This is a genomic window from Pseudomonas sp. A0308, assembly GCF_044218815.1.
Classification (GTDB): Bacteria; Pseudomonadota; Gammaproteobacteria; order Pseudomonadales; family Pseudomonadaceae; genus Aquipseudomonas; species Aquipseudomonas iridis.
Genome location: NZ_CP162581.1, coordinates 1 through 12,903 on the forward strand (window position 1 = coordinate 1; position 12,903 = coordinate 12,903).

At 55.1% G+C, this 12,903-nt stretch carries 15 protein-coding genes; 2 read left to right on the plus strand and 13 right to left on the minus strand.

The features are described 5' to 3' along the window. Positions 1-375: 375 nt before the first annotated feature. Positions 376-717 (minus strand): helix-turn-helix domain-containing protein, encoded by a 342-nt coding sequence (locus AB4P92_RS00005; RefSeq protein WP_102879508.1) that lies wholly within the window; start codon positions 715-717, stop codon positions 376-378. A 208-nt stretch (positions 718-925) separates the two neighbouring features. Between AB4P92_RS00005 and AB4P92_RS00010 the strand changes: the two genes are divergently transcribed. Next, positions 926-1,180 (plus strand): hypothetical protein, encoded by a 255-nt coding sequence (locus tag AB4P92_RS00010; RefSeq protein ID WP_102879507.1) that lies wholly within the window; start codon positions 926-928, stop codon positions 1,178-1,180. 41 nt (positions 1,181-1,221) lie between these two features. Here the strand turns inward: AB4P92_RS00010 and AB4P92_RS00015 are convergent, their stop codons facing one another. The 12 genes from AB4P92_RS00015 to AB4P92_RS00070 form a co-directional block, all read right to left on the minus strand. Beyond that, positions 1,222-3,189 carry a DNA topoisomerase III gene (locus AB4P92_RS00015; protein WP_102879506.1) on the minus strand — a complete coding sequence of 656 codons (1,968 nt, stop codon included), beginning with the start codon at positions 3,187-3,189 and terminating at the stop codon, positions 1,222-1,224. A 222-nt stretch (positions 3,190-3,411) separates the two neighbouring features. Next, complete coding sequence (locus tag AB4P92_RS00020) at positions 3,412-3,882, minus strand: single-stranded DNA-binding protein (RefSeq protein ID WP_102879505.1); 471 nt, start codon at positions 3,880-3,882, stop codon at positions 3,412-3,414. Continuing rightward, positions 3,879-4,397 carry a DUF3158 family protein gene (locus AB4P92_RS00025; RefSeq protein WP_102879504.1) on the minus strand — a complete coding sequence of 173 codons (519 nt, stop codon included), beginning with the start codon at positions 4,395-4,397 and terminating at the stop codon, positions 3,879-3,881. The genes AB4P92_RS00020 and AB4P92_RS00025 overlap by 4 nt, the downstream gene beginning before the upstream one ends. After that, positions 4,394-5,149, minus strand: a complete 756-nt coding sequence (locus AB4P92_RS00030; RefSeq protein ID WP_102879503.1) for a PFL_4669 family integrating conjugative element protein — start codon at positions 5,147-5,149, stop codon at positions 4,394-4,396. Before AB4P92_RS00030 ends, AB4P92_RS00025 begins: the two co-directional genes overlap by 4 nt. A 145-nt stretch (positions 5,150-5,294) precedes the next feature. Beyond that, complete coding sequence (locus AB4P92_RS00035; RefSeq protein ID WP_102879502.1) at positions 5,295-6,485, minus strand: STY4528 family pathogenicity island replication protein; 1,191 nt, start codon at positions 6,483-6,485, stop codon at positions 5,295-5,297. Further along, positions 6,482-7,030: a DUF2857 domain-containing protein gene (locus AB4P92_RS00040; RefSeq protein WP_102879501.1), complete on the minus strand. Its 549-nt coding sequence runs from the start codon at positions 7,028-7,030 to the stop codon at positions 6,482-6,484. The genes AB4P92_RS00035 and AB4P92_RS00040 overlap by 4 nt, the downstream gene beginning before the upstream one ends. Continuing rightward, complete coding sequence (locus AB4P92_RS00045; RefSeq protein ID WP_102879500.1) at positions 7,027-8,607, minus strand: ParB family protein; 1,581 nt, start codon at positions 8,605-8,607, stop codon at positions 7,027-7,029. The genes AB4P92_RS00040 and AB4P92_RS00045 overlap by 4 nt, the downstream gene beginning before the upstream one ends. Before the next feature lie 14 nt (positions 8,608-8,621). Beyond that, on the minus strand, positions 8,622-8,831 hold the full coding sequence (locus AB4P92_RS00050; protein WP_102879499.1) for a hypothetical protein: 210 nt from the start codon (positions 8,829-8,831) through the stop codon (positions 8,622-8,624). 85 nt (positions 8,832-8,916) lie between these two features. Then, entirely contained in the window at positions 8,917-9,756 is an 840-nt protein-coding gene (locus AB4P92_RS00055) for a ParA family protein (protein ID WP_102879498.1), read from the minus strand. 4 nt (positions 9,757-9,760) lie between these two features. After that, entirely contained in the window at positions 9,761-9,991 is a 231-nt protein-coding gene (locus tag AB4P92_RS00060) for an AlpA family transcriptional regulator (protein WP_102879497.1), read from the minus strand. A gap of 109 nt (positions 9,992-10,100) precedes the next feature. Further along, positions 10,101-10,856: a hypothetical protein gene (locus AB4P92_RS00065; RefSeq protein WP_169905052.1), complete on the minus strand. Its 756-nt coding sequence runs from the start codon at positions 10,854-10,856 to the stop codon at positions 10,101-10,103. 284 nt (positions 10,857-11,140) lie between these two features. Beyond that, complete coding sequence (locus AB4P92_RS00070) at positions 11,141-11,419, minus strand: hypothetical protein (RefSeq protein ID WP_102879496.1); 279 nt, start codon at positions 11,417-11,419, stop codon at positions 11,141-11,143. Between the two features lie 1,031 nt (positions 11,420-12,450). Here AB4P92_RS00070 and AB4P92_RS00075 point away from each other — a divergent pair. Continuing rightward, positions 12,451-12,639 (plus strand): hypothetical protein, encoded by a 189-nt coding sequence (locus tag AB4P92_RS00075; protein ID WP_102879495.1) that lies wholly within the window; start codon positions 12,451-12,453, stop codon positions 12,637-12,639. The last annotated feature ends 264 nt before the right edge of the window (positions 12,640-12,903 follow it).

A 12,903-nucleotide genomic window follows, 5' to 3' on the forward strand; every position in this document is an offset into this window, starting at 1 on the left:
GCAATGATTCGCCAACCGACCCTTGTCGTGGCCTGGGTCGGAACATGCTGGCACGCATCCGCGCACAAAGGGTGCCCCCTTCTTTCCCCGGTGGGCTCCGGGACTGAATACGATCGCAGAAGCGGATGACCGCTATTGCCGGATAGAGGCAACAGTGGTCATCCGCCACCACAATCAGGTCGAGCAAAAAACGGGAATTAAATTCCGCAGAATAGGAGGCTCCGAACTCGAAGAGTTCGACCGAGCTGCCCGGAGCTAATCGGTCTTGGGTCGCCGTTGGCGGTGATCTGAAGCTACTACAGCAAAGAGGTCAACACGACGTCAAGTCTGTAGGAGCCCCTTCATAAGACGCTACGTTGAGCGCGATGAAAGAGGTCACTTACTGCCTAGATGTGCGGCTAATTGTTCGACGGTTGCCAAGATAAAGGCACGGTCGCTTTCTTTCAGTCCACTCAGCAGACCCGCAATCATCTGGCTCTGGTCATTGGGGCGATTACTCGATTCCGTCAGCAATTCATCCATGCGGCAATCGAAAATGTCCGCCAGTTGCATCAGTTTGACCACGGTAAGCTCCACTACTCCCCGTTCCAGGCGAGAGATGGCTTCGCTACCGATCCCTAAACGCTCAGCTACCTCTTCTTGGGTCAGATTACGTTCGCTGCGGTGCTTCGCGATCATGCGCCCGATTTGGGCTTGGGTAGGATGTTTATGTGCCAAGTGATGAGTTCTCCAGTTCAACCCGAATGGTTGAGCAAAGACCCGTTGACATGAACATCCCTAAGGGTTGAGTATCGACTCATTGGGTTGTTATAGTGACTGAAATAGCTGTGTACCGCGACGTGGTTTCTATTCCACCAGGAATCAGCGTCCAAGGTGGTCGGTGAGAATGAAAGCCTGATAGGGCCAAGCTGAGGGACGGTTGAGCATGGAAGACGAAAACAAGGACATGGATCTGATTTGGGATCGAACACTGGAGCTGTTCATCAAAATCCATGATTGCCCTGATAACCCCGAACACTTCGACAGCCTTGTTCATTGGCTCAACGAAAGTCCTGCTCATCTGAAAGCGTTCAACGAACTCGGGCAGATATGGATTTCTATTGGCATCGCCTTGGCCCGAGAAAACGGACAACCTTTGATCGATTTGGAGCGGGCTCAGGCGCCGCTGATAATGCACTGAACAGTGCAACCCCCAACATCATGACGAATTCAACTGAACGGTCATTGACGCTGCGTCTCTTTTCTTATAGGCGTCGTGCCCTTGCAGTTCGGGTACTGCGAGCATGACCAGAACGGACCAGATTTTCCCTTACGCTTGATCATTGATGCATTGCAAATGGGGCAGGTCGGCCCGGCTTTGATCGGTATCGACAAGGTGAGCGATCCACAGTGTTCGACCAATTGCGCAATCCAGTTCGCCTGCTTGGCGACGAATGCATCCAAGGTCAGGCGTCCCGCTTCGATCTCCTCCAGAGCTTGTTCCCAAACGGCGGTCATACCTGGATCTGCGACGGCGGCTGGTACCGCCTCGATCAGTGTATGGGCAGCAGCGGAGGCCATTAAGGCACGTTTTTTCTTCAGCAGATAACCGCGATCAATCAACCCCTTGATGATGCCGGCTCGGGTGGCTTCGGTACCGATACCGGTGGTGTCCCGAAGTTTCTGTTTAAGTCGTGGGTCGGTGACCAGCTTGGCGACGTTTTTCATGGCCTTGATCAGATCACCCTCGGTGAAAGGTTTGGGAGCGGTGGTACGCAAGGGCTCGAGTTCGACGTCGTCCACTGCGCACTGTGTACCCTGTTGTAAAACCGGTAAGACTTGGGACTTGTGATTGGGCTCATCCTCCTCGGTGTTTTCGCAGAGTAAGCCTTTCCAGCCCTGGACCAGGATCTGTTTGCCAACAGCGATCAAACGTTCTTCGCCACACTCCAGCTCGACCTGGGTTCGATCAAACTCATGGTGCGGCAGAAATTGCACGAGGTAGTGGCTACGAATCAGTTCGTAGACTTGGCGTTCTTGTTCAGACATCCGCGCCAGGTTTGCCGGCTCGGTGGTGGGAATGATGCCGTGGTGCGCGGTGACCTTGGCATCGCTCCACACGCGGGAGCGCAATGATCGATCGAGGCTCCCGAATGCAGGTCTGAGTGCCGGATCCGTTTCGAGCAGGGCGTCGAGCACTGCGGGCGCCTCGTTGAACATACTCTCTGGCAAATAGCGGCAATCGCTGCGCGGGTAGGTGGTGGCTTTGTGAGTTTCATACAGGGCTTGGGCGATATTAAGGGTTTCCTGGACGCCGAGCCCCAGCTTACGCGAGCAGACTTCCTGCAATGTGCTCAGGTCGAAGGGCAGGGGTGGTGCTTCGCGGGAATGTTCAGTCTGCAACGAGAGCACCGTGGCGGACTTACCATGGGTGATTGTTTGGACCGCCTGATGGGCAAGTGCCTGCTGCAGGCAGCGGCCCGTCTCATCCCTTCCCGAGTGTGGCGGTAACCACGATGCGATGAATCGATGGCCCATTGACGATAGGTGCACTTCAACGCACCAGTAAGGTACCGGGACGAAGCTGGCAATCTCACGATCCCGATCGACTACCAAACGTAAGGTGGGTGTCTGGACGCGCCCCACTGACAATACGCCGTCGTAGCCTGCCCGCCGACCAAGAAGGGTAAACAGACGACTTAGGTTCATGCCGATCAGCCAGTCGGCGCGGCTGCGGGCGAGGGCTGAGAGATAAAGCGGGTAGGTCTCCTGACCAGACTTCAGCGAGGAGAGGGCTTTGCGAATCGACGCCTCGTTGAGGGCGGACAACCAGAGGCGCTGAACGAAGCCTCGATACTTGCAGAGCTCCAACAACTCGCGGGCAATCATTTCACCTTCGCGGTCGGCGTCGGTTGCGATGACGACGGTGGTGGCTTCAGTGAGCAGGCGCTTGATGACTTTGAATTGTGCCGCGGTCTTGGGTTTGACCTTGACCTGCCACTGCACGGGAATGATCGGTAGATCATCCAACGACCAACTCTTGAATTGCTCGCCATAGGCTTGAGGCGATGCTGTCTCCAGTAGGTGGCCGATACACCAGGTGACAGTTATCTCGGGGCCGATCAGGCAGCCATCACCACGCCGGTTGGCTCCGAGAACCTTGGCGATGTCACGACCTTGGGAAGGTTTTTCGCAGAGGAAGAGGTACATATAACTACTCCGGATTGAGTTCGGAGCAGCGTTGTTCGAGGTAGCAGGGGCGAGATATGAGAAACCTGAATGGCAGGTTCCTCATATTAGTCGGTGAGGGCGGGATGGACCGAGGCTGGTACCCCGTTGTAGCGTGGACGACAGGGTCGGTCTTCACGAGCAGTGAGTAAAAGTAGACCAGCAACTTCGCGCAAAGGCGCAATTTCCATGCCTGAAAGTCTGTCAGTCCGTAGGTGGCTGCCCTCTGCGCTTTCTGGGTTTCGACGCAGGTGAACTGGCCTGTTCTGTACTTTTCCCGACGTGTGTCGCAGATACCGCCGGTTCACTGGATCGTTCGCGCATGACCACGCTGTGCACCCGGTGAGGCAGGATGCCGACTCGACGGGCCTCGATCTTGAAGGTGACCCGCGCATTGTCTTCGCTGTCCTCCCACTCATCACGTACGGTGCGGCCTTCGACCAGCACACGCATGCCTTTCTGGTACAGTGTGCTCCAGTGTTCAGCCTCACGGTGCCATAGCTCAACCGGCGCCCAATAGCCGCCTCGATCTTCATAGCTGCCCTCGCGTGGCACAGGGTTGTCGAAGTACACATTCAGCCGCAGCAAACGCCGTGGCTCGTCATTGCCTGATGGAAATTCCTGGAACTCTGGCGCACTGCCGATATTGCCTTCGCCGACAAAAAAAGTACTCATCGTGATATCTCCACTGCGGTTGTGAACTGGCGCAATAACCGTTCGGCACTGGCCATTTTGATCGCGCAGGTCGAGGCCTGGCGGTAGAGCGAATGCACCACGCTCATCTGCAGGTTCAGTGCAATGCGATCGCATTCGAAACGGTGCAATCTCTCGCGTACGGCCTGCGGCAGGGCGTTGTTGCAGATCTGGCGTTCCCAGACCGCAACCCCCATACGGGCGAAGTCACGGGTGCGCCAACGCAAAAAGGTGCTGCCTGCGCTGGTGTTCTGCAGCACTAAACGAATGTCCAGCAGCGAGTAAGGGGGCTGTCCGGCTTGCTGCACCACAGCCTCCATTAGGTGACATAACTGCGCCTCGATTTCCCTCGCCAGCTGCGCCAAGTGCTCCAACTCCCCCTTACCCTTAAAAGGTTTTAAAAGGCCTTTTAGGGAGGCTGCGTGTTCGAGCTGTCGATAGGCATCCGGTGTTAACGCTTCGAAGGGCATTGGTTGAGCCGGGATCATCCGATTCATGCTTCGTCCTCCGGCACAATCACTGTCGCAGACGACACTCCGACGTCCTCTGCCAGCGCGTCGGCGTCATGCACTGCCACAGCACCACGGCGAGTGATTGGCGGCGCGAACTGGGAGCGGCGATGACCCTCCAGGATGTCCATTGGGGGCAAACCCATCTTCTCGATGGCCGCAATGGCTCGGGCGTTGTTCGCCGCCATATCATCGCGTGTGACGCCGGCATGCCGATAGCGCTGGGCCTGGCCGAATAGGCTGCGCAACAGATGGGCGCCGTCGTCGATCCAGGCTTCCATGTCGATGCGGCCGATCAAGGCGGTGTGATGGGCCAATAGAGTCTGGCGTACCAGGGTGTCGTAGTCGGTCAGCAGGTAGACCGCGAGAAAGCCCAGCTGGCTGCCGATGTACAACGGCAAGGTGACGGGGTGGATGTTGAGGTTGTCGCCCATGTCGATCTGTGTCGGCAGGTCCTGCCTGATTCGGTCCAGCTGTCGGGTCAATTCCAGCATCCCAGCCTTGGCCTGCATCAGCTTTTCTTCGAGTTGCACCATGGCCCAGTCGGCATAGGGGTCGTCTTGGGCCGCGGTTTGTTTGATTAGGTTGGTGACGCTGATGTAGCCGGCCATGCCCATGATCGAGTGGACGCCTTCGCGTGCGGTTCGACCCTGCCAGATACGGGCGGCATGGTGAGTGTGCAGGGTCAGGGTGATGCTGCTGCGCAATGAACCCAGATTGAGTTGATAGTGATCGGCCACGGTGTTGTCCTCGCATTCGCTTGGACGGGAACGTTGCGACAGATGAGGGGCAAGGGCAGCCAAAAAGCTGAATGCGGTCTGTTCGGTTTGGTTTAAGGGGCTAACTATGAAGACCTCAGTGGATTTGATGCCACTGGCATCAAATCTACTGGCGTCCACCCCGTTTGCCGCGCAGTTGGCGCAGCTCATTCAGGCACGCTTGAGCAAGGGCAGACACGGGTTCGCCCTGTTTTCGAATCGGGCGCAAGGGTGGTTGTGCAGGCGGTTCTGCAATGGGTGGCGGTTCGGCCTGACCTGCCCAAGGATGAAAGTCACCTTTCAGCGCGCGCTGGATCAGGCCCATCAGATACGCCGCTGGCTTGCGGATTCCACCGGCCGCACAGCGTGCCCCCGCTTCGTTGAGCACCGCCTGCCGATCCGCTGGTTTGAGCTTGTTCAGCGCCACGGCGACGGCCTGACGCTCGCTTGGGCTCAGGTGCAGCGCAGCGGGCCAGTGCAGGTTATCCACCGTCGGAGTCGCGCGCGGTACTGTACAAATACTTTCTTTTAATACAGTACAGGCGGCGTTCGGATTCCGAACAGTGCCGGAAACACTGGCGTTCAGCCCCGGTTCGGAATCCGAACGAGGGCCTGCACGATTCCGAACGAGGGCATCTTCCCCCCGTCCGGAATCGAGCAGAGCGGTACCGGTTGCCGGATCCAATCCTTGCTGCGTCCAAATTTCGCCCCAGCTGTCGAGCCGTGTCGGTAATCGACCCTGATCGATATCGGTGTCCTGGCGGATTTCTTCCACAATGTTCTGCGCGACAATGCGCACCGCCTTGGTCGCATGACCGAGGGCATGTCCGACCATCGCCAGGTAATCCTGATCCAGTTCGATGGCTTCGGCGGGGGTTAACGGCTCATCGTGCAGAACGTACAGCGAACCTTGAAGACGTCCGCTGAGCTGATCGCGTCCGCGACTCACCAAACTCAGCCAACGCGTCAACCTGAGCATCGTCAACACCCGAGCAATGGTTTCCCGGGAGGCTGACGCACCGTAGGGCACGCTTGACAGGTAAGGCTGCAAATCCTCATAGCGCGGCGTGACCACGCCCTGGCCTTGCAGCATGAGTCGGAACACTTGCCAGGCATTCCGTTCCAATGGCGTCAATCGACTATCCAACAGCAGCCGACGTGGCACGACTTCGTGAGATTGGCCGCTGAACAGAAAGCCCGCCTGCAGAGCCGGGTTGGAGGGGTGTTCAGTGGTGGGGCGTGCGGGCCAGCGTTCACTCAGCTGCTGGGTGCATTGTTGCAGGACACGCTGCCAGCGACTGGAAGGGGCAGTATTCATGTGTTGTTGCTGTACTGGTCAATCTGCTGCCACACGATGGTCAAGCTGATCTGTTGCTCCTCCGCCAGCATCATCATGGCGTCGAGCTGATCCTCGGTACCGTCCTGAGCCCGCAGTTGGCACCAACGCTGCCATAGCGCGTGTTCCTGGGTTTCGCTCAAATGCTGAGGGCGGCCCTTACGGGTTTCTATCTTGAGCAGGCGTCGACGCAGGGCGGTTTCCGAATGCGCCAGGCCGAAGCACTGATACATGATGGTGCTGCTGGCGCCAAGCTTGAGCGCTCGATTGATCAAGCGCTCGTTCTGCTCGTCGCGCTCGGCTTGTTCGATCAATCGATGCAGCACCGGCGAGTCGATCTTGACCTCTACCCAAGGTACGGTGGCATGGGCCAAACGCGACAGCGTGGTGGGTGGTAAAGATTGCAGCAGGTAGATGTCGTCTTCACTCAGCCCGAGCGCCTTACAGCGTTGCAGGTTACCCAGGCGCAGCTCATGCAGTACCTGAGTCAGCATGGCCTGGTTGAGCACATTGAAGGACAGGTTCATGGCAGTTCCTTCGGTGAGTCATCTTCAGGGGTAAGTGTTAAGTCGATCAGGCGACGGGCCAGGCGGATCAGGCGATATAATTTGATTAACAGACTATCAGGTAGTCGTTCGAGGCCTACGTCCATGACGGGACGGTCTGGTAGCGAAAGTTGATAGATCCCCAGCAACAACTGGCCGAATAGCGCTGACGGCAGTTGCTTACGATCTTCCCAGTTCACGTCGTCTTGAGCGCGCAACAGGGCCAGGAGCAGCAGGTGAACGCCGGCCGCGCGAGGCGTGGCAAGATCAACCCGTTCGATGTCTAGAGCGAAGCCCAAGCCATGCTTCTGATCGATAATGCTCTCAGGATGTCCGGCATAGGCCGCCATTTCCCGAGCCAGCCCGGCAATGGCTAAACGCAGTTGTTCGGGGGTATCGAGTGCTGGTGCGATGATCCAGATGTCGTCGATCGTGCAGGTTTCGACGGTGGGCGCTGCATCGGTGGAAGTCTCGCGGTCAATCTGTTCACGAATCTTTTGAACGCGTGACGGAGGGTTGGCCGCTGAGACGACATCCATTTCAGGCGGTTCTGGCAGTTTCTCGCCCCGTGGTTCGATCAGACTCTCGGTTGACTTGGGACCGGGCTTGGAGGAACGCGGTCCTGTCTCGGCTTCATCAATACCCGGCGGAACACTGTTCTCCGAAGGTTTGGTGACTACAAAGCCAGGTGTAGGAGTGACGCGTTGGGTATCGGTCAGCTCTAAGGCCAACATACGGTAGGACTGTCCGAGTAAACCGCTCATGCGTTCGAGCAGTTCATCCTGGATCTGCTCAAGATCGAAGGATTCGGGATCGGCATCGAAGATGACCAAGGTGCCGAGCCAAAACTCGGCGAACGAAACGGTGACGGGCGGGTAACGGTTCCAGGTTCGTTCTGCCTGGCTACGCAGAGCGATCAGGCGTTCGATCTGAGGCTTACCCAATCCGGCATATAGTGTTTGCGGAATGGCGGGCAGCAAGTGTTCAAGGGTGTCCAACATTCGGCTGATATGCGACTGCGAAATGGGATAGCCGCCAGCGGCAAGACGTCGTGCCAGCTCACGTTGAGAGAGCACAGCTCCCTCTGGTTCGAGCATGGTTTTGAGTTTGGCCACGGCCAGCGCACGTTCGATAAAGGTGAGCTGACCATGCAGATCGCTTTCGGCCAAATGGCCGAGCAGGGCGGTGAGTTCATCGGTCCAGGGGCGGAACAAGCAGTGAATGCGAAAGAACCGCTCCTCGCGGGTTTCCTGCCACAGTTCGCCGAGAATCGCCAAGCGTGTATTGCCTCCGTTACGGATTATGAAATAAGACTCTCCCGGACGGCGGGTAATCGGCGGTGGTTGATCCAGCCCGCGCTCACGGATCGAGGCTTTGATATCGTCATACAGAGGATTACGGATGAAACGCGGGTTGTGTTCGTAGGGCCGCAACTGCTCCAGCGTGACCAACATAGGCGTGTCAGCAAGTGGATCGGACAGCCGCTCCAGTTCCGGCCCTCGAGGGAAATGCTCCTGGTGCAGCTTGTCGGTGATCTCTTCCTGACTGAGCTTCTTCATCGGAACAACCTCAGTTAACGCCGGTTACGCAAATGGTCACCGACCTCGAATTTTACGATCTCGGCAGTTCCCGAACCTTCGAAATGTCGGGAGAGCTCTTCGAGGAGCCAACCCATGGCCGAGCGCCCACCCCGCAGGCGAAACACCACAGTGCAGTACTCCTCGCGGGGTGGGTGCTGTGGGCGAGTGGATGGTTGAGCGATGATGGGAAGCTGATCCAACATCAAAAGACTCCTTGCCAAACGCTGTTGGCATCAATGTCGATAAAAAATGACTTGGCGAGAAATGCCGGCTTGGTATTTCGTCTTATTAAATCTCCGCGCATCCGTTCACCCTAGAGATCGCCTCGCGCCATTCCGGAAACAATTCGATAGCTAGCGATTGCATGGTTTGATGCGCGGATGGAGAGCGTTTTTGATGTGACCGACGCTTCTCGATTCGATGGGCCGGTAACCCAAGAGAAGCAGCGTTGAGATACGCCACTCGGTCAGGAACTATGTTATCTAGTACAGAGATGTTATTAACCTTAGCGAAGCTTTCACGCAGGCCACGGATGATCATTCGGCTGTCTACCCGATTGGCGTTCACTTGGTTAAGTAGTAGCCGCAAGGCTGGCGGTGAAACGCCCAGGTGACTAAACGGTTCGAGCTCACTGAGCAGCTTCAAGGTACCGCGGCGCAGTTCGCGGGCCGCGAGCATTTCCGGAGTGATGGGAGAGAGGGCGAGGTCAGAGGCCAGTAAGGCCATCTCCAGTAGGACGCTGCGTGCGCCCTGTGTATCGATCAACAGCAGGTCATAATGGGGGCGCAATGTGTATAGCAGATTGCGCAGCCGCAGCCGCCCATCTGGGGCATGTAGTAACAATGAGCTCAGTCGGCCTTGATCATCGTTGGATAGGATCAGGTCAAGTCCTACAATCACTGTCTTGGAAATAAACTGCGCAGGGGTTGTTAAGTTGAGCGCGATGAACTCGTACGCACCCACATCAGCCTTCTGACTCAAGGCGTAATAGCTGGAGAGGGTGGGTTGGCTATCCAGATCGAGTAGCAGAACGCGGAGACCCGCATCTGCCAATAGACCGCCAAGGTTGGCAGCTATTGTGGTTTTGCCCACCCCACCTTTGGTGGAGACCACCGAAATCACACGCATTGCATCAGGCCTGCGTATCTAAGCGTTCTACGACCCACTGCTCAATCTCCAGCGAGTCCCAGCCGACAGCACGCATCCCAATGCGTTTAGCCTGAGGAAATTTACCTTCCTTCATCAAGTTGTAGATGTGGGCACGCTTGAAACCGGTTTTACGCTCCACCTCGTCGCGCCGCATGATATGACGTTCGATTTGTTTTGGTGGCGGAGCAACGATGGGGGAGGATTGATGGGACATGGTGGTCACTCCTAGAGCCAGATGGCGTTGGGTGGGAAGTGACCTGGATTCAATACCAGAAAATGCTATCGGTCATTGCAATGCAACGTCGATGATTGCAATGCAATCCTCATGTTTTGGCTTGGGCGAGACTACGTTTTGCGGCTGCAAATTTCTCATCCAACGATCGCTTGCTCAGCCCTGGTACTCCGTCGTAATAAGCGGTTATGGAGTCGACGATCGAAGCCTGACTATCGAATATGGAATGCTTTCTTCCTGTTGAAGACGATCCCAGTATGGTGTTTACCAGCGCTCCAATGACATTCAGGTAGCTCGCTTTACTTTGGTTACTGATCTGCTCTTTGTTTTCGGCAAACATGCGCAGATTTTCGCGCTCCAGCCCAGCTGCTTTTAGCTCATCGATCAGCATTTGGAGATGCTTTTTGGTTGCCTTTAACTGCACCCGCAAGGCGTCCCGATCTGCTTGTAAAATCAAGTAGGTGCTGTAATGGATCGCAACCTGATCGGCTGCAACTGGGCTGAAAAGGAAGGTGGGCCGCTGATCTGGATGGTAGTGAAACATCCACCGCTTTAAGTCCGAATGCCTGACGGTCAGTAGTTTAATATCAACGGGAGTGCCTGGTGCAACCGTAGTTCCCAGAGCTCCGTAAGGTAGTTCGTGGTTTCGAATGGCATCCAGAATTTTTTCTATTTTTATGTGCAAGCAGGGCCATTGTGGAAAGGAATGGATAATCCGGCCTGGGGTCTCCCATTCTGATTCCAGAATCTGAGCCTCATAAGCAATTAAATCGCACCAGCGTATCGCTGCTTCGATGGGACTATAGAACAGCTTTTCGATCGAGCCGAAGCTATTGAGGTCGTACATAAAGGTCGCCTTGTTATCAAAGGGCAGACCCGCTAGGTATTGTCTAAAGATCCAACACTTGACCTAGGCTTCCATGCGGTTGCTGTCCTATTTCCCTGATAGGTTGCAATTTCTGTGGTCCTGATGCTGTTTTTCAGGTGGTTTTGTGGGGCACTGTTCGAAGATTGCCAGGCCGTTCCCTCACAGGGCGGTTTGGACGTCACAAAGCAACACGAACGATTGATACGATACCCGTAATTATTTTTTCACCCGTCAGTAGTCCGTTGTACCGGCTGAAGCACTCATCAACGCCATCCAACGTCATGACAATTATCGAGGCGCTGATTCAGGTGCCGACCTTGTTCGATGTCCAATATCTCGGAGACCATGAGGCCGCACAAAAAACCTTGTATTTGATGATATGTGTTTACCATTCCCGCATGATGTAGGGTTTCCCAGCGATATGCTTCGACCTGAGGCCGCAAAAGGGGCAGCTCTTCTCTAGCGTCCACCAACCGGCACAAGTCATCAAAGAACTGATTGGTGGCCGCGATGGTGGCTACGCCTTGTAGGGGCTCAAGCATGAATCGACCTCCTTCCCGTTGATACCTGACCCAGAGCGGAAAACTGACGAACATGGGGGATTCGCGCTGTCTAGAGTCAAGCCGTGATCTGCTGAAGTTTATCACCCTAATCACTATGCATTTTGGCGTCGCCCTGTCTCTGCCGCGAAGGTCTTTTACTCAAATAGGAAGCAGGGAATTCATAGTAGGTCGCACATTGGCTTTCGAACACATGAGCTTTCCGCTACCAATCGACTCAAACGAATGCTGCTATTTTGAGGCACAGCCCAGCAGGGTTAGTGAATGGCTGTGTAGACAGTATTAGCGGTCGATGAGGTTAAGTTAAGATTCTTCTTCTGATCGATAGCTAGCGTCTTGAAATCAACGATCCAGTACTAAAGTTGCCGGCAGGTCTTGGCAGCCGAGGCCTAAGGCGACAGCTGCAGGAGAAAAACGCCATAGCCCCAAAGGAGAAAATGCTTATGGCGGAGAGCCATCAGACCTCAAAGTAGGATCAACCCAATTTAAGCAAGTGGCATCTAAAACGAATTTCGCGCTGTGTCTGCCTATAGGCTGTCACTTGATTATCAAGATTGTATGAAGGATCTATCAATTTTTTATTGAGGGCTGGATATTCAGAGACTTGGGCGATGAATGGCTCATCGGCGTGCAGTAAAAGCTTCGAATGATGGCTTTTGGCCCAGAAAGCCTGAACCTGATGGCTGCCCATGGTTTCGCTAGCTGGCTGCTTGAGGCGACTCAGGTCTTGAGCATAGTGTGCCCGTCTTATCGGCCCGGCTCTATCGTTGATCAGCACTCTGAGTCTGAGAGTTCGTGGCGCAAGCACAGTCCTTCGCCAAGCAACCGCAACGTTTAACATGTGTACGCAGTTGGCTATTGCTTATTTTTTAAATCAATTGGCTGGTGATTTTGGCGAAGTTTTAGTTTCTAGTAAATCAACATCTTGACGAAATATTGAAAAAAGCTCGACCGTTTATTAAAAAACCCGAGCTAATTTTAGAGGCCATGATCATAAAAATATAGGTGTTGTGATGGCCCAAACGTCCAAGTTCGAGCGCTCGCTTATCATAAGCAAGCTTGAGTTGTATGCCGAACGGCTTGCCGAGCTAGCGTATGATCTTAAATGTTCTGGCCAACCCGACAATGCGGCCGAGTTTATGGCCCAGGTGGAGCAGTTGATCAATGTCATTGATCGCCTTATGGCGATAGATAACGATTAGTCGTGTGCGTCCGTCTAACCCACCTTGCGTGATTACACTCGGTCTACCTGAAAGATTTCGCCTCCAATAGCAGTTGAGTACTATAAGGGGTCGCCGATGCTGCCAGCCGCTCGCTCCGTAAAGGAAAGGGGAGAGCATGTTTTTACGAACCATATCGAATTTCTCTTGATGAAAGAGGTTTGGCAAGGCGAGCACCAAATGTCTCCATTTCAAGAGAAATAATGTCTTCAATCTAGAAGCCAAACGGATGGCCAAGGGCCTGTG